Here is a 22568-nt window from a genome sequence, read left to right as displayed (position 1 = left end):
ATGAAAGCAGTAGCCGTGACGAACGCCCGCCCCTCTCGTCGTCTGCCGTTATCGGCCATGTTCGCCGCGATGCTGCTGGGCGTTTCCAGCCAGCCCGCACAGGCAGCCTCGGCAGTGATCACCGGCAAGGACGGCTGGTTATTTCCGGCATGGGAAAGCCTGACCAAGGTCGACAATGCCGGTACGACTCGCAGCATCGCCTTGATCAAGGACCTGCAACAACAACTGGAGCGCAACAAGATCGCTCTGGTTGTGTTGGTGGTGCCGATGAAAGCGCCGTTTTATGCGCAACGCCTGCCGGCTGACCAGCCACTGAGCCCGGCCGTTGCCCAGCGCTACGATCAGCTGCAAGGCGCGATGAGCAAAGCGGGCCTGACCACGCTGAACATCAAGCCGATTCTGCAACAGACCGAACAAGGTGATCACACTGCGTTCTACCGGGCCGACTATCACTGGACCGCCTGGAGCGCCGAAAACACCGCTGATGCGACGGCCCGGCTCATAAACCAGCGCTATAAGCTGCAAGGCGAACCTGGTGGCGGCGCAGTGTTGGGTGAGTGGTTCGACAAACGCGCCTTTGGTGACCTGGCAAGTAACTTCCTGCCAGCCATCAAACGTAAAGCCATTGGCCGCGACATTTACACCGTGCGGCATCAGGTGGAAAAAGACCTGCTGATCGATGATGCTCCAGCGCCTGTGCAGGTTATCGGCAACAGCTTTGTGCAGCCTTATCTGGGCTTCACTCAGAAGCTGTCCAACGCGCTGGATCGTCCCGTCACGCTGACCTGGAACCCGGGTGATGTCGGCCCTTGGGCTACCCTGCTGCAATATCTGCAATCCCCGGATTTTGCCCAGCACAAACCTCAAGTCATCGTCTGGCAATTCAACGAGGGGCAGTTCCATCAAGGCCCTGATGCGTCAGCCAACTGGAACGCCAAAGGCGTAGTGTCGTTGAGCCAGTGGCATCAGCGCATCAAGCAGGCACTCCCTTGAGGATTTTGGGAAGGCCCCTTAACCGTGCGACTCTGACCGCTCTGCTGCTTGCAGCCATGATAGGGACAGGGATCGCCATGTTGATTACCAACGCAGTAAAACCATTGAAACCCGGCATCGTCGGGATGGTCTGGCAACCGGACAATGCCACGGTTGGCATCAAGGGAGACTGGCACAAACTCGGCGCGCGGGAACTGCTGGTGCAGTGGACGGTGGTCGATGATCAAGCGTTCATTCCCGGTACCGGCCTGCCTGCCGTACCGGTGATGCCGGACTGGGCACGCATCGGCAAAGAGCCTTGGGCCAAAGACGTCATCATCGGTCTGGCCGGGTATTTCAGCGAAAATCGCTCTCGGGACAACGTCGAGCAATTGGCGAAACTTTCGGAGAGCATTGCCAGGCTGTCTTTGCCGTTGCATGTCACGGGTTATTACTTCCCGGCTGAAGTCGATCCAAGCTGGACCAAGGCCAAAGACCTGCCCGCCTTGCTGGCCAAGCTGCCTAGACCACTCTGGATCAGTGTTTACGACGGTGCCAATATCGGCCCTGCTGCTACCGCTGACTGGCTCAAGCAATGGTTGCCGGATGACATTGGTGTGTTCTTTCAGGACGGCGTCGGCGTCTATGCCCGCACCGCTCCGGTGGCTCGCACTTACGCCGATGCCATGCGCGACCGACTGGGCAAGGATCGCGTCAGAATCATTGCCGAAGCGTTTAGACCGCAATACGGCGGCGGTTTCCGCTCCGCCACTGCCGAAGAGCTGAAACCGCAACTGGAAGCGTATGACGGCTACCCGCTGTACCTGTTCGACGGCCCGCATTACGTGACACCGGAGTTGGTGAAACAGCTGTTGAAGTAAGGCTGGCGGGTGCACAACCGCCTCTTGAGCCAGACGCAGAACCCGGTAGGACCGAATTCATTCGGGAAGGCGGTGTTTCAGGCCAAACATAGGCGGCGTCTGTACCGGCCTCTTCGCGAATGAATTCGCTCCTACCGGTAACCCAGGCCAGATGCAAAACCGGTGGGACCGAATTCATTCGGGAGGCGGTGTTTCAGGTCAAACACAGGCTGCGTCTGTACCGGCCCCTTCGCGAATGAATTCGCTCCTACCGGTAGCCCAGGCAAGACGCAGAACCCGGTAGGACCGAATTCATTCGGGAGGCGGTGTTTCAGGGCAAACATAGGCGGCGTCTGTACTGGCCTCTTCGCGAATGAATTCGCTCCTACCGATAACTCAGGCCAGATGCAAAACCGGTGGGACCGAATTCATTCGGGAAGGCGGTGTTTCAGGCCAAACACAGGCGGCGTCTGTACTGGCCTCTTCGCGAATGAATTCGCTCCTACCGGTAACCCAGGCAAGACGCAGAACCCGGTAGGACCGAATTCATTCGGGAGGCGGTGTTTCAGGCAAAACACAGGCGGCGTCTGTACTGGCCTCTTCGCGAATGAATTCGCTCCTACCGGTAGCCCAGGCAAGACGCAGAACCCGGTAGGACCGAATTCATTCGGGAAGGCGGTGTTTCAGACCAAACATGGGCGGCGTCTGTACTGGCCTCTTCGCGAATGAATTCGCTCCTACCGGTAACCCAGGCAAGACGCAGAACCCTGTGGGAGATTCTATGTTCACCTGCAATCCCGTAGGACCGGCTTTAGCCGGGAGGGGGGTATTTCTGACGAAAAAGATTGGTGAATGTCCCGACGCCCTCCCGGCTAAAGCCGGTCCTACGGAATAGCGCAATTTCATGTGGGAGCGAGGCTTGCCCGCGATGCATGTGTTGTAGTTTCAAGACAGACCACGTTATCGTTTATCGTGGGCAAGTGGGAATGCCGTCCGCCCGCTCCTGCAAGGGAATGGCATTCCAACCTGACATTTTTAGCCTTACAAAATCGACAACGGGTAGTTGATGATCAGGCGGTTTTCATCGAACTCGTTGTTGCTGAAATCACGACGCATGGTGGAGTTGCGCCACTTCAGGTTGAGCTTTTTCAGCACACCGCTCTGGATGGTGTAGGCCAGTTCGGTTTCCCGTGCCCACTCCTTGCCATCGTTGGTGGCCGATGTTCTGACGTTGTCACCGCTGATGTAGCGGTTCATCAGGGTCAGACCCGGGACGCCCAGCGCGGCGAAATCATAATCGTGACGCAGTTGCCATGAACGTTCCTCCGCGTTGTCGAAGCTGGCGTTATAGCTGTCGTTGGCCAGGGTACCGCCACTGGTGCCGTTAACCCGCATCCACGTGTCGCCACTGACTTTCTGCAAACCCACGTAGAACACATGAGCTCCATACTTGGCCGAGAACAGCCCCGAGTACGTCTTGTTATCCAGCTTACCGGCCAGCTCTCGCCCGTCCTCCCCGCCTTTGAAGAAGCCCAGATTCGCGCCCAGCGTCCAGTCACCCAGCGGCTGGCTGTGAACCAGTTGCAGATACTGCTGGTTGTAAACGTCTTTGAGTTCCGCTCCCCACAGGCCGACCATGGTGCGGTTCTGGTTGAACTTGTATTCACCGCCGACGAAGTTGAACCGGTCAGACACGCCGCCACCGAAGTTCATGTCTTCCATGCTGGCATCGTTACGCGGGCTATTGCCCTGAAACTGGCCGCCATACAGGGTCAGGCCGTCGATTTCATTGGAGGTAATCTGCGCGCCCTGAAAGGTCTGGGGCAACGAGCGACCGTCATCGGAACGCAGGATCGGCAATACCGGCATCCACTCCCCCACCTTCAACTCGGTTTTGGAAATACGCGCCTTGCCCGCCACCGCCAATCGACCGAAGTCATCCGCCGGACGTCCGTCGCTGTGGCGTGGCAACAAAGCAGTGCCGTAAGTACCGCCACCGCCGTCCAGCTTCACCGACCACATGCCCAGCACATCAACACCAAAACCCACCACGCCTTGGGTGAAGCCGGACTTCGCATCCAGAATGAAACTCTGAGTCCATTCCTCCGCCTTGCTCTGCGGGTTGGACGGATCGACGAAGTTGCGATTGATATAGAAATTGCGCAGGCCCAGATTGACCTTGGCGTCTTCGACAAAACCGGCAGCCGTTGCCGCCCCCGGCGCAATCAGCGAAAGGCCCAGTGCGGTGGTGCTGAAGCCAAGAACGCTTGCTGCAAGGGTATTTAATTTAGCCATTTTTGTTATCCCCACTTTCATTTGGACGAGCACAGCCATGCGCGCCCTTGAAAAGGCTCGCATCGCCGATGAAAAGTTATCTGCCAGCCGTCAAGGCATTCCAGGACGGCTTAGCGACTGGCGCTGGTCGTAAAGGCTTACTGCCCGGCACGCACCTTGGCGATTTCGTCGTACATCAGCTTCACCAGACTGCCATCCAGTTTTTCCGAGTACTTCTTGATCACAGGCTGAACGCGTTCGCGGAAACGGTCTTTCTCTTCGGCAGAAATATCGTTCACGGCAACGTTTTTCTGCTGTTCAAGATAACCACGTGCACTCGCCATACTGCTCGCGGTGACTTCTCGCTGATACTTCTGAGCCTCTACAGCGGCCTCTTTAACCAGCTTTTTCTCATCATCATTAAGCTTGTTCCAGGTCTTCTGGCCAATGATGAAAGACTGTGGATTGAAGATGTGACCGGTGGTTGAAATGTACTTCTGCACCTCGTAGAACTTGCTGCCCTGAATCACCGTGAGCGGGTTTTCCTGGCCGTCGATTACGCCCTGCTCCAGGCCGGTATAGACCTCAGGGAATGCCATTGCCACCGGGTTGGCTCCCAGCGCATTGAAGGTGTCCAGATAGATCGGCGACTGGATCACGCGGATTTTCAGGCCCTGCATGTCTTCCAGTTTGTTGATCGGGTGCTTGCTGTTGGTCACGTTACGGAACCCCAGATCCCAATAACCCAGGCTGACCAGCCCTTTGCTGTCCAGTTGTGCGGCAAGCTTCTGTCCAACCGGGCCGTCGATAACGGCATGAGCCTCTTCGACGTTGTTGAACAGGAACGGGAAGTCCAGCATGGCAAAGTCCGGCGCTTGAGCCGCAAGGATGCCGGAGTTGAGTACGGTCAGGTCCAGGGTGCCACCTTGCAACGCGGAAACGGTGACGACGTCGCCACCCAGCGTGCCACCCGGAAACAGTTTGACCTTGATCTTGCCGCCACTGCTTTTGGCCAGCAGTTCGGCGAACTTCTGTGCGGCCTGCCCCTGAGGATGCTCCTGCACATTCTGGAACGCGAAACGCAGGGTTCGCTCGCGAATTTCCGCCGCGTGGCTGGCCATGCTGCCCAGTAGAAGGCCTGTGGCGCAGGCACCTGCCAGCAGGGTTTTCATCAGTTTTTGCATGTCACTCTCCATATTGTTTTTAGAGTCGAGTTACGGAAATGCCCACCGACATCAGCCGGTGAAAAACTTCAGCGGTACAAGCACCAGCGAAGGGAACAACACCAGCAGAAACAGGACCACAAACTGCGCCAGCATGAACGGCCAGACACCGCGGATGATTTCATCCATGCTGATTCTGGACACGCCGCACACCACGTTCAGCACCGTGCCCACCGGCGGCGTGATCAGGCCGATGGCGCAATTGATCATGAACAGCACGCCGAAATACACCGGATCGATACCGGCCATGACCACCGCGGGCATCAACACGGGAGTCAGCAGCAGAATCGTCGGAGTCATGTCCATGGCGGTGCCAACCACAATCACCAGCAGCATGATCACGACCAGGAGAATCGTCTGATTGTCCATGAACGGCTCAAGCACGCCAGCCAGTTGCTCAGGCAACTCGGCGATCGTTACCAGCCAACCGGAGACCATGGCTGCAGCGACCAGGAGCATCACCACCGACGTGGTTTTCGCGGATGAAAGAATCAGGTCGTACAGTTGGTTGATCTTCAACTCCTTGTAAATGACCAATGCCACAAACAGCGAGTACACCGCTGCGACAACTGCGGCCTCAGTAGGCGTGAAAATGCCGAACTTCAGACCGAAAACGATGATTAGCGGCAAGCCCAGCGCCCACAGGCCTTCGATCAACACGCGCATGACTTGCGCAGCACTCTGCTTGGGAGGCGGCTGGACATTTTCCTTGCGAGAGACGTACCACCAGGCCACTGCAAGCGAAGCGCCGAGCATAATCCCCGGGACGATCCCGGCCAGAAACAGCTTGGAAATCGAGACGCCGGACGCCACACCAAACACGATGAACCCAATGCTTGGCGGGATGACCGGGGCGATAATCCCCCCCGCTGCGATCAAGCCCGCCGAGTGAGCCCGGTTGTGCCCGGCCCGCACCATCATCGGCACCAGCAGTGCGGCGAGCGCAGCGGCATCGGCCACGGCAGAACCCGACAGCGAGGCCAGCAGGCACGAGGCCAGAATAGCCACGTAACCCAAACCACCGCGCTTGTGCCCCACCAATGCCATGGCAATGTTGACGATGCGTTTGGACAGGCCGCCCGCGTTCATGATTTCGCCAGCCAGCATGAAAAACGGCACGGCCATCAACGGGAAACTGTCGGCACCGTTGAGCAGGTTCTGCGCAATGATCTGCGCATCGAACAGATCAAGCTGCACCATCAACGCCACGCTCACCAGCAACAAGGCGAAAGCAATTGGAATGCCCAGCGCCATGGTGGCGATCAGCGAACCGAGAAAAATAACCAGAGTCATGGGTGAGTTCTCTCGGTGGTCGATGACGGGGTATGGATATGCTTGATCTCCTCGGCGGCATCGCTGTCAGTGACCATCACCAACTCGTCGTCCGCCAGCTTGCCGCTCAACACCAGGTACAAGTCATACAACAGAATGACCGCAGCACAGGCACCGAAGACCAGCCCGGCCGCGTAGAACAAAGCCATGGACAGACCCGACGCGGGCGCGACCACATCCAGATTGATAACCGCTTGTTGCCAGCTTCCGCTGAAAATCAGCCAGCAGATGTAGAGCATCAGCACATGGCCGATCACCAGACAGAAACGCTTGCCACCCGCTGGCAAACGACGTACCAGACTGTCGAAGCCCATATGCGCACGTTCTTTAAGCGCTACCAGCGAACCAAGAAAGATCATCCAGACGAACAGCCAGCGCGACAGTTCTTCTGAGACGCTGATACCTGAGTTGAACGCGTAACGGAGCACCACGTTGCCGAAAACCAGCACGAGCATGCCAATCATGCAGAGCACGATGAGCAACTTGAGCAGCTTGAAATACAGGTCGACTATTCTTTTCATTATTATTGCCTCGCGGAAACGCTGAACCTGACGCGATTAACCCGGCGTCGCTGTTACCGGGCTGAACCGGTCTGAGGTGCGCACGCGCAAACGCCGCGAGCCATTACCTTTGGGGATAACAGTCGAGCACAGAGAGGGGGATCGAGAACAAGCAATTGCGGTCGCATGAGGGTGGCTCCATTGTTTTTATTGTCCCTTCGCTCTGATGGCAAAGGTTTATGACATGGAAAATGTACTAACCGGTTAATTCGGTCAATATCCAAAAACGTTGATTATCGACCCTTAATCCGAAAAGCTGCGCATCGAATATTCTTGAAATTCCTCGAAAAACAACCTATGCGAAGACATTTCCTTCGAAAAATCGGATCAAAATAGCCGCAGTAGCACGATTCACGAAATACAAAAGCGTGCGATTATCGATTATTTATCCGACTAAAAGCGGCTTGTCCGCCCTGAAGTCGCACACCAGGCCCCAAGACATGCCCAAGCATCCGCCATTCTCCGGCGCAAAAATCGCCTTGCTTTGCGAAGGCTTGATATTGAGCTACCTGCGCGATGACAAAACTTCTATTCCGTGGCCTGGCCTCTGGGACCTCCCCGGTGGTGGACGCGAGGGCGAAGAAACGCCGCTGGCGTGCGCACTGCGTGAAACCGAGGAGGAGTTTGGGCTGACCATTGCCCCTGAACATATCGTCTGGACTCGGGTTTACCCGGGCCAGGGGCTGGGCGGCCTCGATACCTGGTTCTTCGTGGCACAGGTTCCGTCGGGAACATTCACCAACATACGTTTCGGCAACGAAGGCCAGCGCTGGGCTGTCACGACCATAGAGGCTTTCCTGGCGAATAACGTCGCTATAACGCACTTTCAGCATCGGCTCAGGGAATATCTGTCGAGCCGCTCTGGTGACGGCCCCGAACCATCAGCACGTAACTAAAAAACGCCACTGGCGGCTGGCACGACTTGCGCATAACATGCCGTGATTCCACATAGCCAGATATCACCCATGATAATAGCCAGCCTGCGCAGCCACCTGACACTCTGGTTCGCCGGGTTGTCGCTGCTCGCTCTGCTGAGCGTGGGTTTCTATGTCGGCCATATCGCCACCGAGCAAATCAAACAAGCCAGTGGCAGTTCGCTGCTGAGCACCGCCAAGTCAGCGGCAATGATGCTGGGCACTCAGTTACGCGAGCGTCAGCTTGAGATATTCCTACTGAGCCGGGAGCCACATCTGGTACGTGGCAACCTGGATGACCCGGACATTCTGCCGTCGATGGAGTTGCGCACCCAGTCTCACTCCGAGTACGCCTGGATGGGTGTCGCTGACATCAAAGGCAACGTTCGGCAGGCGGTGCATGGCCTGCTGGTCAACCAGTCCGTGCTGGAACGCCCATGGTTCAAGGCAGGATTGCAAGGACCGTATACCGGCGACCCTCATGAAGCGGTACTGCTCGCCAAGCTGTTGCCCGCCAATGCCAGTGGCGAACTGCTGCGTTTCATCGATTTTGCTGCGCCGATCCGCACCGCAGACGGCACCGTGGTTGGCGTGCTGAGCGCTCACGTGCACTGGAGCTGGATGACCCGAATTGTCGAATCGGCCATTCTGCGTGAAGGCGCGACCGCTGATTTTGAAGTGCTGATCGTCAATGGCGATGGCGTGGTGCTGTATCCACAACAGATGATCGGCCAAAAGCGACCCGAGTTGCTGGCAACGCAGCGACTTTCTACCAGCGAGAAGCCAGCCGGCACCCCAGAATGGACAGAAAATGCCGACTATCTGTCCAGCGTGTTGAAGGTCCCGACGCCACCGTCCGCCAATCTGGCCTGGTTCATCGTGGTTCGCCAGCCTCTTGATACCGCGCTGCAGCCCGCACGGATCCTGTTTTATAAACTGTTGATACTGGGTGTGGTCGCCGCGCTGGCATTTGGCCTGGTCGCTTACTACCTGGCGCAGCACATGAGCCGCCCTATCGAGCAATTGGCCAAGGCTGCCAAACAGGTCGAGGCCAAACAGCCCGGCGCTGACTTCCCTCAAACGCATTCGGTCCGGGAGATCGCCCAACTGGGCCAGTCCATTCAGAGCATGACCGAATCGCTGCTGACCAAGGAACGCGAACTGCGAGACACCAACGCCTCTCTTGAGGCCACCGTCGAGCAGCGCACCGCTGCCCTCACCCAGGCCAATGCCGACCTGTTGAAAATGGCGACACATGACGCCTTGACCGGTGTTTACAACCGTCGCCGCTTTGACGAAAAGCTTGCCGAATGCAACCAGCTGTTTGAACGCAGCGGCCGCCCCTTCGCCCTGCTGTTCATCGACGCGGATCACTTCAAAAACGTCAATGACACCTACGGCCATGCCACCGGTGACGACGTGCTGCATCAACTGGCTCAGATCATTCAGGAAAACACCCGCGCCACCGACTTCGTGGCCCGTTACGGCGGTGAAGAGTTCGCCGTATTGCTGCCAGAGCCGGAAGGCGCGGAAAGTCCGGAAGTTGTTGCAGAAAGAATTCGCAAGGCCGTTGCCGATGCAACCTTCGACCTGGTCGGGCAAGTGACCGTGAGCATCGGTATTGGCCTGGCCGATACCGCAGATGCCAATACAACTGCGCTGATCAAGCGGGCCGATCAGCAACTTTATTATGCCAAGGCCTCAGGCCGGAACAGAGTGGCGAGCAACGCCACCTTGGACCTATAAAAATATCCGTCAGATCGCTGACAATCTGGCGGGTTCGCTTCTGTTTACAGCTGCCTACGACCGTTCAGGTTAAAGCTTTGGCCTCAGCGGTCGAAGATTACCCATTAAAGAATAATTAATAAGTTTTCCGAGGAGCAGCGGCATGGGGATGTTCAAGGCCTTGTATGAGTCCATCGAAATGCAGTTTTTCGATTCTCTGACGAAAAAGCTCTCCAGCCTTTTTCTGCTGGTTGCGGTCAGTGGATTGCTGTACTGGATTGCCTTGAGCATTCGTGCAGACATCGTTCAGCAGTTACGCGGCGCACAACTGGACGCTGCACTAGTCGGCCAGATTGAAGGCAGCCTGAACGGGCTCAGCAACGCCATCCTGTTCAGCACGCTGTTTACGCTGTTCATGGTCAGTTTCATGGTCTGGTATTTTCGCCACCTGATCGTGCGCCCGGTCACGCACATGACCAATGCCCTTGCAGAGATCGCCAACGGTGAAGGCGATCTGTCCAAAGACCTGCCCCTGCTGACCCACGACGAGATTCGCGTGCTGGCCAGCACCTGCAACCGTTTCCTGGGCAAGCAGCGGGAAATTATCAGCAACGTTCAGGCCCTGACCGTTCACATCGCCGTTGAATCGGCACGCTCGCTGAAAAACATCAGCGACTCCAGCGACAGCGCCACCCATCAGGCACGCTTTGCCAAGGAAGTGATGGATCAGAGCAACATGGCGGTAGGCAATATCCAGGAGGTTTCCCAGCAGACCCAGGGCATCTCCAGCACCACCGCGCAGAACCTGAGCATGGCCCGCGACTCCTACGCCGAACTGCTGGAAGTCACCGGCAACATCAGCGAAATATCCAGCAGCCTCAATGAATTCGGCACTCTGGTGTCGGCGCTCAATCAGCGCTCGACGAGTATCAAGTCCATCGTGGGCCTGATCCAGCAGATTTCCTCGCAAACCAATCTGCTGGCGCTCAATGCGGCCATCGAAGCAGCCCGCGCCGGGGAAAGTGGCCGGGGCTTTGCGGTGGTCGCCGATGAGGTCCGCACCCTGGCGCAGAACGTCAGCAAGGCCACTGACGATATTTCGCAGAACATCGACGCCATGCTCAAAGAGGTGAGTTCTACCCACGAGCAAACCACGCAGATCAGTGATAGCGCTCGGGAAACCCAGAAAGTCGTTGAACGCGCTTCGGGCCATTTCGAGAGCATGATCGGCGACTTCGAATCCACCAATGGCAAGCTTGCTGATATCGCCGAGCACATCCTGCAGTTCGCGGAAAGTAACACCGGGATCAACGACCGGGTAACGCAGATTTACGCCGACAGTCAGTCCATTGACCAACGCATGCAGCACTCGGCCACGGCAACCCGTGATCTGTCGGGCGTTGCCGAACGTGTGCAAACCATGCTCGGCAAGTTTGTGCTGGGCCATGGCGCGCTGGATGCCGCCATTACCCGCGCCAGCCAGTGCCGGGACATCCTGCAGGAACGACTGGCAGAATTGCACCGCAGCGGGCTTAACCTGTTTGATCAAAGCTACAAGCTGATCCCCGGCACAGATCCCAAGCAGTACCTGACCAGCTACACCGAACGCTTCGCCCAGGTCTGCCAGGAAGAGTGCGACAAGCTGACCAAGGGCACCAAAGGCGGCAAGGTGTCGTTCATCGTCGACACCAAGGGTTACTGCCCGGTGAACAACAGCTGGGTATCCAAACCACCGACCGGTGACCGCGCCATCGACCTGCCGGTGTGCCGCAACAAACGCATGTTCTCCGACCCGATCGGGCTGCGCGCGGCGGGCAACACCCAACGTTTCCTGCTTCAGACCTACCTGCGCGACACCGGCGAAATCATGACCGAGATCGACGTGCCCTTCTTCTTCGACGGCCGCCACTGGGGCAACCTGCGGATGGGCTTTGATGCGGCGGTGTTGTTGGCGGAGTGACCGGCTTACCCGGCAACTACCCCGTAGGACCGGCTTTAGCCGGGAGGGCGGAGTTTCTGCCGAAGAAAATTTTGCGATCATACCCAAGCTCTCCCGGCTAAAGCCGGTCCTACGGGAACGCATGACCTCCGTGGCAGCCGCCCAGGCCAATCTCGGTTCTCACAATGACATCTCAAATTGTCAGAGGCACCTTGCCCGGTGTAAATGCTAAAAACTGACGAATGAGAACAATTCCGTTACCCTGTGCGCACTTTTTTACGGCGGATATGTCGTGCTGCCTGCGGCCGATTCGTCCTCATCTCTCGGTATGGGTAATTCAATGCGCCTGTTCACACATCTCGCAGTCGGCGTCAGCCTGCTGCTAGCCGGTCAGACCCTGGCCTTCGCAACCACCTATCCAGTCACAGTCACCGACGTTGCCAACCGTCAGGTTGAAATCCCCGCCGAACCCAAACGCATCGTTTTGCAGGACGGCCGCGACCTGTTCACCCTGGCCCTGCTCGACCGAGCCGATCCGTTCCAGCGCGTTGTGGCGTGGAACAACATCATCAAGCGTTCCGATCCCAACACCTGGAAAGTCTTCGAAAACCAGTGGCCAAAAACCGCCAACCAAGCCACCGACATGAAGTTCGGTGACGACGGTGATCTCAACCTCGAAGCCGTCGTGGCCGCTCGCCCGGACCTGCTGGTATTCCAGACCCGCGCCCGCGCTTCGCTGGAAAACGCCGGTGTGGCGCAGAAACTGGCCGCGCTGAAAATCCCGGTGCTGTTCGTCGACAGCGATCTGGAGCCGGTGGTCAACAGCCAGAAAACCGTAGCCCTGCTCGGTCAGGTGCTGAACCGCGAAGAAGAAGCCAAGGCCTATATCGATTTCTACAAATCCCGACTGGCTAAAGTCGAAGCCATCACTCAGGAACACAACAAGAAACCCTTGGTATTCGTCGAAGCCAAAGCTGGCCAGGGCGGCGCATCGGCCTGCTGCTTTACCCACGGCGATGTGTACTGGGGCAAGCTTGTTCAAGCGGCAGGTGGCGTGAACCTCGGTTCGCAACTGCTGCCAGGCGCGACGGGCGATGTCACGCTGGAGACCGTATTGGGAAAACAGCCGGACGTGTACGTCATGACGGGCACCCAGTTCCCGGGCAATACCTCCGTCTCGCCACCATTTGGCTTCGGTGACAGCGTCAAACTCGACGCCATCCAGCGTCAGTTGAAGTTGCTGGAGCAACGTCCGGGCTTCGCTCAACTCAAGGCCAGCCAGAACGGTCGTGTTTACGGTGTCTACCATCAGTTCTACGCCAGCAGCTGGAACATTCTGGCAGTGGAAAACCTCAGTCAGGCGTTCTATCCGGACAGTGCCAGACAACTGGATGCCGACGCCAGCCTCAAGGCGCTGTTCGCCCTGACCGGTATCAAGGCAGTTCCTGCGATTCTGTACGCCCCTGCACCTGCTACCGGTAAATGACCCGCAACCATGACGACCTCTATCGGTAACGCTTCATCTGACACCAGCAGCTACCAGACCCGCTACACCCACACCGTGTGGAAGCGCACGGTGTTGCTGATCAGCCTGCTAGTGATCGCAGTGGTGGCTTTCATTGCCGACCTGATCGTCGGTTCAGGGACGCTGACGTTCGGTCAGGCCATGAGCGGACTGTTGCAGCCTGACAGCGTCGACGCCAGCACCCGTGTGATCCTCTGGGAGCTGCGCATGCCCATGACGCTCATGGCGGTGCTTGCGGGCACCTGTCTGGCGCTGGCCGGGCTGATGATGCAGACGGTACTCGACAACCCGTTGGCCGAACCCTTTACGTTGGGGATTTCCTCGGCGGCGGGCTTTGGCGCATCGCTGGCATTGGCTTTCAACTTTTCCCTCGGCAATGCCCTGCCGGGGTTCGGTGCCGACCTGTTGGTCACCGGCAACGCCTTTCTGTTCTCGTTGCTGACCGTGGGCATCATTCTGCTGCTGACCCGCGGCCATGTAGGCCTGCAAGCGATTACCCTGCTGGGGATCGCCGTGCACTTCGTGTTCAGTTCGTTGCTGGGTCTGGTGCAATACGTGGCCAGCGTCGATCAACTGCAAAGCATCGTGTTCTGGCTCATGGGTTCGCTGCTGCACGCGACCTGGAACAAGGTCACGCTGTGCGCGATTATCGCGGCAATTGCCATTCCGGTGGTGCTGGTTCAGGCCTGGGCGCTGACCGCACTGCGCAGTTTTGGTGAACAGGCGGTGGTGTTTGGTATTCCGGTGCGACGTATTCGGACTGTGATGCTGATGCTGGCTGCGTTGCTGGCCGGTGCGGTGACCTCCGTAGTCGGCATCATCGGCTTTGTCGGTCTGGTTGCACCCCACGTTGCGCGCTTGCTGGTGGGCGAAGATCAACGCTTCACCATCGGTGTGACCATTGCCTGCGGCATCATCTTCGTCACCCTCGCTTCGCTGGCCAGCAAGTTGATCGTGCCGGGCGCAGTGCTGCCCATCGGCATGGTGACTTCACTGATCGGCTTGCCATTCTTCATCATTCTTATCCTGCGCGACCGGAGACTGACTTCCCGATGAGCTTCTCCACTGCTGACTATCGCGTCACGATCCACGGCCGCACCATCCTCGACGGGCTGGCGGTGAAAGCCGAAGCAGGCCGTACCCTGGCGCTGCTGGGTGCCAACGGCGCGGGCAAATCAACGTTCATGAAAGGCCTGTGCGGGCTGACCAAAGCGCAAGGTTCGGCCACCATCGACGGCATCGACCTGCTGGGGTCATCTGCAGCGGTACGCGCCAAACTGATTGGCTACGTGGCTCAGGATCTGGCGCATCTGGACGTACGTCTTTCCACCTATGAACTGCTGCTGCTCGCTCAGCACGGCAGCGCACGCGGTTGGGCAACCGGCAAGGATGCGCAGCGCAAAGCCAGTGAAATGCTTGAGCTACTGGGTTTGCAGCGTTTTGCCGAATGCCAGCCGGGGCAGTTGTCCGGGGGCGAGCGGCAGATGATTTCCCTGGCACTGGCTTTGGTCCGCAGCCCGCGCCTGTTGCTGCTCGACGAACCCACTTCCGCGCTGGACCTGGCCAATCAATTGCAGATTCTCGACGCGGTCAGCGCTTATACCCGCAAGGAAAACATCGTCACTCTGGCGATCTTCCACGACATGAATCTGGCCAGCCGCTACGCCGATGACACGTTGATGCTGCATCACGGCCACGTTCACTGCAGCGGCCCGACGCGCAGCACATTGACCCCGGAAAACCTTGCCCATGTGTATGGCGTGGACTGCCGGGCGATCAGCGTCGACGACGGGGCTTTCACCGCGATTTATCCGGTGTCGGTGCTTAAAGCGGCAGTCTGACACACCACTTTTGTAGGAGTGAGCTTGCTCGCGATAGCGGTCTTGCCAGTCAAATGTTCTGTAACTGATCGACCGCTATCGCGAGCAAGCTCACTCCTACAGGTCCAATGTCTGCAGCAAGATACCGCGGTGCTATGGACACCAAGGCCTCGCCTACAAAGACGGGGCCAACCTTTGGGGCTGTATGGTCAAGCCCCTCAAGCGCACGACATGCCGTCCCTCCTCCCCTTTTCGCAATAAAGCGCTTCTGCGCCGCGCATTTGTGCCCGCTTCATTTCCCGACATGCCAGTAAATTAAGGCACGGTCCCGCAGAGCGACCGACAGCAAAAATCTCCAGTTCGCTCAAGAAATCTGCCAACCATCGGGGAGACCTTCATATGACAGCATCGAGTATCCGCAGCTTCAAACTGGCGAGTCTGGCAATCCTTACCGGCTGCGCCAATATGGCGTTTGCTGAAGACATCACATTTGTGTCCCAAGGCGGCGCTTATCAGGAAGCGCAAAGCAAGGCGATCCTCGAGCCTGCCGCGAAGAAACTCGGCCTTACGCTGAAACAGGACAGTTCGCCCAAAGCCTACCCCATCATCAAGACCCAGGTCGAAAGCGGCAAAGTCACCTGGGATGTGGTGGACCTGCCCACCGGCGACTGCGTTCGCGGCCAGCAGGAAGGCTTGTTCGAAAAGCTCGACCTGGCGCTGATCCCCAACGCAGCGCAATTGCCTGCGGACCTCAAGGATGATTACAGCGTTGGCTACATCAGCTACTCCACCGTGCTGGCTTACCGCACCGATGCATTCAAAGACGACAAGGCGCCGAAGACCTGGGCGGATTTCTGGGACACGAAGAAATTCCCGGGTCAGCGTTCATTGCGCAACCTGCCGCGTCCAACCCTGGAAATCGCCCTGCTGGCTGACGGCGTAGCCCCCGACAAGCTCTACCCGCTGGATGTAGAACGCGCCTTCAAGAAACTGGAAGAAATCAAACCGCACATCGCGACCTGGTGGACATCGGGCGGCCAGTCAGCACAACTGATCAGCGACGGCGAAGTGGACATGATTCAGGCGTGGAACGGCCGCATTACAGCGGTGCAGGCCGACGGCGCACCGGTCGCCTTCGATTACAACCAGGGCGTGCTGGAAACCAATTCCCTTTGCGTGCTCAAAGGCTCGCCACACAAAGTCGCGGCCATGAAATTCGTCAACGAAGCCATCGACGCAAAACTGCAGGCCGCGCTGCCGATGATCATCGATTACGGCCCGCTGAATCCGGAAGCGTTCAAGACCGGCACGATTCCGGCCGAACGTGCTGCCAAGCTGCCTTCAGCGCCAGAAAACATCTCTCGCCAAGCATTGCTGTCGGCCAAATGGTGGGCATCGGCAGACGGCATCAAGGCAGAAGAACGCTGGCTGTCGTTTGTGCAGAAGAAGTAACTGAACGCCTATCCCGGTAGGAGCGAACTTGTTCGCGAGGCGGCAGCACTGACTCACCGCATCAAGCCCTCTCGCCAACAAGTTGCCTCCTACCTGAAATAAGGACGTCGGTAGACAGCACCAAGGCCGAAGAACGCTGGCTGTCGTTTGTGCAGAAGAAGTAACAACTGAACGCCTATCCCGGTAGGAGCGAACTTGTTCGCGAGGCGGCAGCACTGACTCACCGCATCAGCCCTCTCGCCAACAAGTTGCCTCCTACCTGACATCGCCGCCAAATGGGCGTCGGCACCAAGGCCTAAAAACCTGGTTGTCGTTTATGCAGAAGAAGCAACAACTGAACGTCTCTCCCGGTAGGAGCGAACTTGTTCGCGAGGCGGCAGCACTGACTCACCGCATCAGCCCTCTCGCCAACAAGTTGCCTCCTACCTGAAATATGGATGTCGGCAGACGGCATCAAGGCCGAAGAACGCTGGCTGTCGTTTGTGCAGAAGAAGTAACAACTGAACGCCTATCCCGGTAGGAGCTAACTTGTTCGCGAGGCGGCAGCACTGACTCACCGCATCAGCCCTCTCGCCAACAAGTTGCCTCCTACCTGAAATATGGACGTCGGCAGACGGCATCAAGGCCGAAGAACGCTGGTTGTCGTTTATGCAGAAGAAGCAACAACTGAACGCCTATCCCGGTAGGAGCGAACTTGTTCGCGAGGCGGCAGCACTGACTCACCGCATCAAGCCCTCTCGCCAACAAGTTGCCTCCTACCTGACACGGCGGTGGGGCTGGATACCGTGCCAGAAGCCTCAACGCAGGACATGCCGTCTACCCACCTCATTACGCAATAAAGCACTTTGGCGCAGGGCATTTCAGCGGCTTCCGTTGGCGACATATGGGTACATTGGAAATTGCACGGTCCCGCAGAGCGACCGGAACAGCAACACACTCGCTTTCAGCATCTGCCCCCACTTTTCGGGAGTCGTTCATATGCCAACACTCAAGCAGAGCGCCTTCCAGCGCTTCAGCCAGATCCAGTGACGGGAGACAAACATGTCCAATGCTTATCTCGCCAAGTCCCTGCCCGAATCCGACAATCACAAGCAGCAACCGCCGCTGACCAATAGCGATGCCCTTGCCCGCGAAGAGCGCAAGGAAAACACATCGATGATGTTGCTGCTCACCCCGGCGCTGGTCATGGTGGTGGTGCTGCTGATCCTGCCGATGTGCTGGCTGGCATTTCAGTCGGTGCAGACCGAAGAAGGCTTCTCCCTGGCCAACTATGTCCGCATTTTCGAAGAGCGAATTTATTGGGACACCTTTGTCCTGACTTTCAAGATCAGCCTCATCGTCACCGTGCTGTCGATTTTCCTCGGCTTCCCCATCGCCTATGCCGCGTCGCGCCTGCATGGCTTCTGGGCGAACCTGATTCTGATCTGCGTGATTATCCCGTTCTGGACCAGCGTACTGGTGCGCTCCTACGCCTGGCTGGTCCTGCTGCAACGCCGTGGGCTGGTCAACCAGACGTTGATTGACATGGGCATCATCAATCAACCGCTGAACCTGATGCACAACACCACCGGCACGGTGATCGGCACCTTGCACGTCATGCTGCCGTTCATGGTTCTACCGCTGTATTCAGTGATGAAAAAAATCCCGCAGGACCTTATGCAAGCCTCGGAAAGCCTGGGGGCCAAACCCTTTTACACCTTCCGCCGGGTGTTCCTGCCGATGGCCGCTCCCGGAATCATGGCAGGGTCAATTCTGGTCTTTGTCATCTGCCTGGGCTTCTTTATCACCCCTGAACTGCTGGGTGGTGGTCGCACAATCCTGGTATCGATGCTGGTCCAGCGCAACGTTGAGCTTTATCACGCCTGGGGCGCCGCAAGTGCGGTCGGTCTGGTGCTGCTGTTGGTGGTGTTCCTGATTTTCTGGGGTATCAACAAGTTCATCCCTATCGAACGCATTCTGGGAGCGCGCTAAATGAAACTGGTTGCCTATCTGCGTCAGCTCCGCGTCTCCCATTTGCTTTTCACCGTGTTGGTAGCCGCCATTCTGCTCTACCTGATCCTGCCGGTTCTGATCGTGGTGCCGATGTCGTTCTCGGAAGCACGCTTCCTGCAATTCCCGCCCAAGGAGTGGTCGCTGCGCTGGTATGCGGCGTTCTTTGAGAGTGCTGAATGGATGTCGGCAGCACGGGTCAGCCTGATCACCGCGGCCGTGACCACGCTGGTCAGCCTGCCCATCGGCATGGCTGCGGCTTACGCCATCAACAGCTCCAGCCTGAAGGTGGTGCGCACCCTGCAAATCATTTTGCTGCTGCCGATGATGGTGCCGATCATCCTGATCGCCGCCGGGGTGTTTTTTGTCTACGCCAGGGTGGGCCTGATCAGCACCATGACCGGACTGATTCTGGCGCACATCATGCTGGCATTGCCCTACGTGATCATCGCCCTGCTGGCCGGTTTGCGTAATTTCGACATGTCACAGGAGATGGTCGCCCGCAGCCTGGGCATGAACCGCTTCCGGGCGTTCATGGCCGTAACACTGCCGCAAATCAAGCCAAGCCTGGTCTCGGCCACGCTGTTTGCCTTCATCACTTCGCTGGATGAAACCGTGGTGGCGCTGTTCATTTCCGGCGGCGACAACCAGACCCTGACCAAACGGATGTTCACCGCCCTGCGCGATGAAATCGACCCGACGATCGCGGCGATCAGCTCGATCCTGATTCTGGCGTCGCTGTTGTTGGTGGTGATCGCAGGGCGCAATAAACCGAGCTGACAACACCATCTTGTAGGAGCTGCCGAAGGCTGCGAAGGCAATTTGTCTGACACACCGCCTCGCAGCCTTCGGCAGCTCCTACAAGGGTAATGGTGAATAGCAAAATCTGCCGCCAGCAGCGCAAATTCAGCATCTACCACCCGCTCCAGAGGCCATCTCGGCATCGGCCACCGGGCAGACATTCTTAAAATAAGTCCATCGTTCGGACCCTCAAGGCACCCTGATCATGTTGAAAAATACCCTGCGTGACCCTTCCCTTCTCGTTGAGCGCGCCTACGTCAATGGCGAGTGGATCAGTGCCGATGACGGCGCGACGCTGGACGTGACCAACCCCGCCGATGGCAGTGTTATCGCTCGTGTGCCAGCCCTGCAAGCCGCTGAAACCCGCCGTGCCATCGAAGCAGCCGAAGCCCGCTTCGTGTCCTGGCGCGAAGTCCCGGCGGCCGAGCGAGCGCGTTTTCTTGAAGTCTGGTTCAAGCTGATCATGGACAACCAGGAAGACCTGGCGCTGATCATGACCGCCGAGCAAGGCAAGCCCCTCGCTGAGTCACGTGGCGAAATCGCCTATGGCGCCAGCTTCGTCAAATGGTTCGCTGAAGAAGCCCGCCGGATCTACGGCGACACCATTCCTTCACCCGTCGCTGATCGACGGATCATCGTACTCAAACAACCGATCGGTGTCGTCGCGGCGATCACCCCGTGGAACTTCCCCAACGCGATGATCACCCGCAAATGCGCACCGGCTCTTGCGGCCGGCTGCTCGGTATTGGTCAAGCCTTCGGAGATGACGCCTCTGTCAGCCCTGGCGCTGGCGGTGCTGGCAGAGCGCGCCGGAATCCCGGCCGGCGTGTTCAACGTGTTGACCGGTTTGCCTGCCGGGGTCGGTGGTGAAATGACCAGCAATCCGGCAGTACGCAAGCTGTCATTCACAGGCTCGACCCGGGTCGGCCAATTGTTGATGAGTCAGTGTGCAAGCACCATCAAACGTCTGAGCCTGGAGCTGGGCGGCAATGCGCCATTTATCGTCTTCGACGACGCTGACCTGGACCTGGCCATTGCCGGGGTCATGCAAAGCAAATTCCGCAACGCCGGGCAAACCTGCGTCTGCGCCAACCGGATTCTGGTTCAGGACGGTATTTATGACCGTTTTGCCGAGCGCCTGAGTGCTGCAGTCGCCAATCTTAAAGTCGGTGACGGCCTGGAAACCGGCGTCACGATTGGCCCGCTGATCAATGCCGCCGCCGTCGACAAAGTAGCCCGCCATATCGGCGATGCGCTAGAAAAAGGTGCCAGCGTAGTCATTGGCGGCGCGCCTCAGGGAAATGGCCTTTACGTCCAGCCCACCGTGTTGCGCGACGCCAAAGCCGACATGCTGCTGGCCAGCGAAGAAACGTTCGGCCCTGTTGCGCCGCTGTTCCGTTTCAAGGACGAGGCCGAGGCGTTGGCGCTGGCCAACGCGACGCCGTATGGCCTCGGTGCGTATTACTTCACTCAGGACATGCGTCGTGCCTGGCGCGTAGGTGAGCGACTGGAGTTCGGCATGGTGGGTCTGAATACCGGGATCATTTCCATGGAAGTCGCCCCCTTTGGCGGCATGAAGCAGTCAGGCACCGGCCGTGAAGGCTCGAAGTACGGCCTGGACGAATTCCTCGAAGTGAAGGCCTGGCATATCGGCGGTCTGGACTGACGGCCAGCATTGGACACGGATACCGCCGGGCAGCAGATCCTGTCTTCCCGGCGGCTCAAAACGGCACGAACACGGCCAGCGCCTGTGTTCAGATGGATGCAGACACCCGCTCTGCACAGGAGGACGCTTCATGAATTTCACCGAAGGTTTTGAATCAGTCAGCGTCAATCAGGTTTGCAAGGACTACGGCAGTTTGAAGGCGCTAAACAACGTGAACCTCAAGGTGGAAGCGGGAGAATTCATGTCCCTGCTAGGCCCTTCCGGGTCGGGCAAAACCACATTGCTAAGCATTCTGGGCGGCTTTATCCGGGTCAGCTCCGGCAACATCCTGTTTGGCGAGCGCGACGTCACGCTGATGCCACCGCACAAACGCGAAATCGGTGTGGTCTTTCAGAACTACGCGCTGTTCCCGCACATGACGGTGGGCGAAAACGTTGCTTTCCCTCTGCGCGCCAGAGGTGAGAGCGCCGCCAAAAGCCTCGGCCGCGTGAAACAGGCGCTGGCAACGGTTGAATTGAGCGGCTACGAAAACCGCTCCATCGCAGCGCTTTCCGGCGGCCAGCGACAACGGGTGGCACTGGCCCGGGCGATTGTCTTCGAACCCAAATTGATCCTGATGGACGAACCTCTTTCCGCGCTCGATAAACAACTGCGCGAAACCATGCAGATTGAGCTGCGCGCCCTGCACAAACGCCTCGGCGCAACAATGATTTACGTCACCCACGACCAGCGTGAAGCACTGACCATGAGCGACCGTATCGCGATCATGCGTGGCGGCCAGTTGGTACAAGTCGATACGCCGCGTCGCTTGCACGATCATCCATCCGATGACTTCGTCGCCAGCTTCATTGGCGAAAGCACGCTGATTCCGTTGCAACGCAGTGAAAGCGGCCTGAACCTGGGCGCGACGGCGCTACGTACAACCCGTCCAATCCCGCCGTCGGGGGATGTGTTCCTCGCGTTACAGTCGGAAAAGCTGTTGCTGGACAACGACAGTTCAGGCCCCGAGTGGAATCATCTGCGCGGACGGGTTTCGGACATCGTGTTCCAGGGTGAAAGCCTCAAGGTATTCGTCGATCTGGAAGGCGGCCCGACCGTCAGCCTGCGTCAGCCAAGCCATCACGAAGGTAACCTTAGCCTGCCGCCCATTGGCTCTCCGCTGCTGATGCGCTTGCACCCGGAAGACACCATTGTTGTGCCGCGGGCAGTGGTTTGACTGATCAACCAAAAACATCTACCCATTTCAAATGCTATTCCCCTGTGGGAGCAGAGCTTGCTCGCGATAAGAACGTCGCGGTTTAAAGTGAACTGCATCCAGCCTTATCGCGAGCAAGCNCTATCAAACAAAATATAACTATCTGATTTGGAATGCTTTTTACTGTAGGAGTGAGCTTGCTCGCGATAGCTCCAGTAGAGGCGATATATTCATCGACTGACAGGCCGAATCGCGAGCAAGCTCACTCCTACAGGGTCCGTGTTTGCTGCGCGACAGCGTGGTGTCAGGGACACCGGGGCG

The 22568-nt window shown here is 58.0% G+C and carries 17 protein-coding genes; 13 read left to right on the top strand and 4 right to left on the bottom strand.

Features of this window, described 5'->3' with window-relative positions:
- Positions 1 to 993, top strand: coding sequence for an alginate O-acetyltransferase AlgX-related protein (locus AO242_RS15445; protein ID WP_099269416.1), 993 nt, complete (start codon positions 1 to 3; stop codon positions 991 to 993).
- 56 nt (positions 994 to 1049) lie between these two features.
- Entirely contained in the window at positions 1050 to 1853 is an 804-nt protein-coding gene (locus AO242_RS15440) for a hypothetical protein (RefSeq protein ID WP_373562226.1), read from the top strand.
- 1020 nt (positions 1854 to 2873) lie between these two features.
- Here AO242_RS15440 and AO242_RS15435 read toward each other — a convergent pair.
- The 4 genes from AO242_RS15435 to AO242_RS15420 all read right to left on the bottom strand — a co-directional run bounded on the left by AO242_RS15435 (position 2874) and on the right by AO242_RS15420 (position 7182).
- Complete coding sequence (locus AO242_RS15435; RefSeq protein WP_099269415.1) at positions 2874 to 4127, bottom strand: OprD family porin; 1254 nt, start codon at positions 4125 to 4127, stop codon at positions 2874 to 2876.
- Positions 4128 to 4264: 137 nt separating this feature from the next.
- Entirely contained in the window at positions 4265 to 5290 is a 1026-nt protein-coding gene (locus AO242_RS15430) for a TRAP transporter substrate-binding protein (protein ID WP_099269414.1), read from the bottom strand.
- A gap of 51 nt (positions 5291 to 5341) precedes the next feature.
- Entirely contained in the window at positions 5342 to 6622 is a 1281-nt protein-coding gene (locus AO242_RS15425) for a TRAP transporter large permease subunit (protein WP_099269413.1), read from the bottom strand.
- The gene (locus tag AO242_RS15420) at positions 6619 to 7182 is read right to left on the bottom strand and encodes a TRAP transporter small permease (RefSeq protein ID WP_099269412.1); all 564 of its coding nucleotides are present in this window, start codon (positions 7180 to 7182) and stop codon (positions 6619 to 6621) included. The genes AO242_RS15425 and AO242_RS15420 overlap by 4 nt, the downstream gene beginning before the upstream one ends.
- A gap of 479 nt (positions 7183 to 7661) precedes the next feature.
- Between AO242_RS15420 and AO242_RS15415 the strand changes: the two genes are divergently transcribed.
- The 11 genes from AO242_RS15415 to AO242_RS15365 all read left to right on the top strand — a co-directional run bounded on the left by AO242_RS15415 (position 7662) and on the right by AO242_RS15365 (position 22268).
- Positions 7662 to 8117: an NUDIX hydrolase gene (locus AO242_RS15415; RefSeq protein ID WP_099269411.1), complete on the top strand. Its 456-nt coding sequence runs from the start codon at positions 7662 to 7664 to the stop codon at positions 8115 to 8117.
- Positions 8118 to 8186: 69 nt separating this feature from the next.
- The gene (locus AO242_RS15410; RefSeq protein ID WP_099269410.1) at positions 8187 to 9881 is read left to right on the top strand and encodes a sensor domain-containing diguanylate cyclase; all 1695 of its coding nucleotides are present in this window, start codon (positions 8187 to 8189) and stop codon (positions 9879 to 9881) included.
- A gap of 142 nt (positions 9882 to 10023) precedes the next feature.
- Positions 10024 to 11820 carry a methyl-accepting chemotaxis protein gene (locus tag AO242_RS15405; RefSeq protein WP_099269409.1) on the top strand — a complete coding sequence of 599 codons (1797 nt, stop codon included), beginning with the start codon at positions 10024 to 10026 and terminating at the stop codon, positions 11818 to 11820.
- Between the two features lie 319 nt (positions 11821 to 12139).
- Complete coding sequence (locus AO242_RS15400; RefSeq protein WP_099269408.1) at positions 12140 to 13285, top strand: ABC transporter substrate-binding protein; 1146 nt, start codon at positions 12140 to 12142, stop codon at positions 13283 to 13285.
- Between the two features lie 9 nt (positions 13286 to 13294).
- Positions 13295 to 14380, top strand: a complete 1086-nt coding sequence (locus AO242_RS15395; protein WP_099269407.1) for a FecCD family ABC transporter permease — start codon at positions 13295 to 13297, stop codon at positions 14378 to 14380.
- Entirely contained in the window at positions 14377 to 15165 is a 789-nt protein-coding gene (locus tag AO242_RS15390; protein ID WP_099269406.1) for an ABC transporter ATP-binding protein, read from the top strand. Before AO242_RS15395 ends, AO242_RS15390 begins: the two co-directional genes overlap by 4 nt.
- Before the next feature lie 378 nt (positions 15166 to 15543).
- Positions 15544 to 16596 carry an ABC transporter substrate-binding protein gene (locus AO242_RS15385; protein ID WP_027900148.1) on the top strand — a complete coding sequence of 351 codons (1053 nt, stop codon included), beginning with the start codon at positions 15544 to 15546 and terminating at the stop codon, positions 16594 to 16596.
- Positions 16597 to 17637: 1041 nt separating this feature from the next.
- Positions 17638 to 18567 (top strand): ABC transporter permease, encoded by a 930-nt coding sequence (locus AO242_RS15380; protein WP_099269405.1) that lies wholly within the window; start codon positions 17638 to 17640, stop codon positions 18565 to 18567.
- Positions 18568 to 19365: an ABC transporter permease gene (locus AO242_RS15375; protein ID WP_099269404.1), complete on the top strand. Its 798-nt coding sequence runs from the start codon at positions 18568 to 18570 to the stop codon at positions 19363 to 19365. It begins immediately after the preceding gene.
- A 226-nt stretch (positions 19366 to 19591) separates the two neighbouring features.
- A complete protein-coding gene (locus AO242_RS15370; RefSeq protein ID WP_099269403.1) occupies positions 19592 to 21052 on the top strand; it encodes an NAD-dependent succinate-semialdehyde dehydrogenase in 1461 nt (486 codons plus the stop codon).
- 130 nt (positions 21053 to 21182) lie between these two features.
- Positions 21183 to 22268 (top strand): ABC transporter ATP-binding protein, encoded by a 1086-nt coding sequence (locus AO242_RS15365; protein WP_099269402.1) that lies wholly within the window; start codon positions 21183 to 21185, stop codon positions 22266 to 22268.
- The last annotated feature ends 300 nt before the right edge of the window (positions 22269 to 22568 follow it).

This window comes from Pseudomonas sp. ICMP 561, assembly GCF_002699985.1.
Classification (GTDB): Bacteria; Pseudomonadota; Gammaproteobacteria; order Pseudomonadales; family Pseudomonadaceae; genus Aquipseudomonas; species Aquipseudomonas quasicaspiana.
Note: the sequence above shows the minus strand (reverse complement) of the source record. Positions and strands in the feature narration are given on the sequence as shown.

Bases quoted from the DNA above. Each gene is read 5' to 3' on its own strand.
- AO242_RS15385 (WP_027900148.1), top strand. From the start codon at position 15,544: ATGACAGCATCGAGTATCCGCAGCTTCAAACTGGCGAGTCTGGCAATC.
- AO242_RS15410 (WP_099269410.1), top strand. From the start codon at position 8,187: ATGATAATAGCCAGCCTGCGCAGCCACCTGACACTCTGGTTCGCCGGG.
- AO242_RS15400 (WP_099269408.1), top strand. From the start codon at position 12,140: ATGCGCCTGTTCACACATCTCGCAGTCGGCGTCAGCCTGCTGCTAGCC.
- AO242_RS15395 (WP_099269407.1), top strand. From the start codon at position 13,295: ATGACGACCTCTATCGGTAACGCTTCATCTGACACCAGCAGCTACCAG.
- AO242_RS15390 (WP_099269406.1), top strand. From the start codon at position 14,377: ATGAGCTTCTCCACTGCTGACTATCGCGTCACGATCCACGGCCGCACC.
- AO242_RS15440 (WP_373562226.1), top strand. From the start codon at position 1,050: ATGATAGGGACAGGGATCGCCATGTTGATTACCAACGCAGTAAAACCA.
- AO242_RS15380 (WP_099269405.1), top strand. From the start codon at position 17,638: ATGTCCAATGCTTATCTCGCCAAGTCCCTGCCCGAATCCGACAATCAC.
- AO242_RS15425 (WP_099269413.1), bottom strand. From the start codon at position 6,622: ATGACTCTGGTTATTTTTCTCGGTTCGCTGATCGCCACCATGGCGCTG.
- AO242_RS15445 (WP_099269416.1), top strand. From the start codon at position 1: ATGAAAGCAGTAGCCGTGACGAACGCCCGCCCCTCTCGTCGTCTGCCG.
- AO242_RS15375 (WP_099269404.1), top strand. From the start codon at position 18,568: ATGAAACTGGTTGCCTATCTGCGTCAGCTCCGCGTCTCCCATTTGCTT.
- AO242_RS15365 (WP_099269402.1), top strand. From the start codon at position 21,183: ATGAATTTCACCGAAGGTTTTGAATCAGTCAGCGTCAATCAGGTTTGC.
- AO242_RS15405 (WP_099269409.1), top strand. From the start codon at position 10,024: ATGGGGATGTTCAAGGCCTTGTATGAGTCCATCGAAATGCAGTTTTTC.
- AO242_RS15430 (WP_099269414.1), bottom strand. From the start codon at position 5,290: ATGCAAAAACTGATGAAAACCCTGCTGGCAGGTGCCTGCGCCACAGGC.
- AO242_RS15435 (WP_099269415.1), bottom strand. From the start codon at position 4,127: ATGGCTAAATTAAATACCCTTGCAGCAAGCGTTCTTGGCTTCAGCACC.
- AO242_RS15420 (WP_099269412.1), bottom strand. From the start codon at position 7,182: ATGAAAAGAATAGTCGACCTGTATTTCAAGCTGCTCAAGTTGCTCATC.
- AO242_RS15415 (WP_099269411.1), top strand. From the start codon at position 7,662: ATGCCCAAGCATCCGCCATTCTCCGGCGCAAAAATCGCCTTGCTTTGC.
- AO242_RS15370 (WP_099269403.1), top strand. From the start codon at position 19,592: ATGTTGAAAAATACCCTGCGTGACCCTTCCCTTCTCGTTGAGCGCGCC.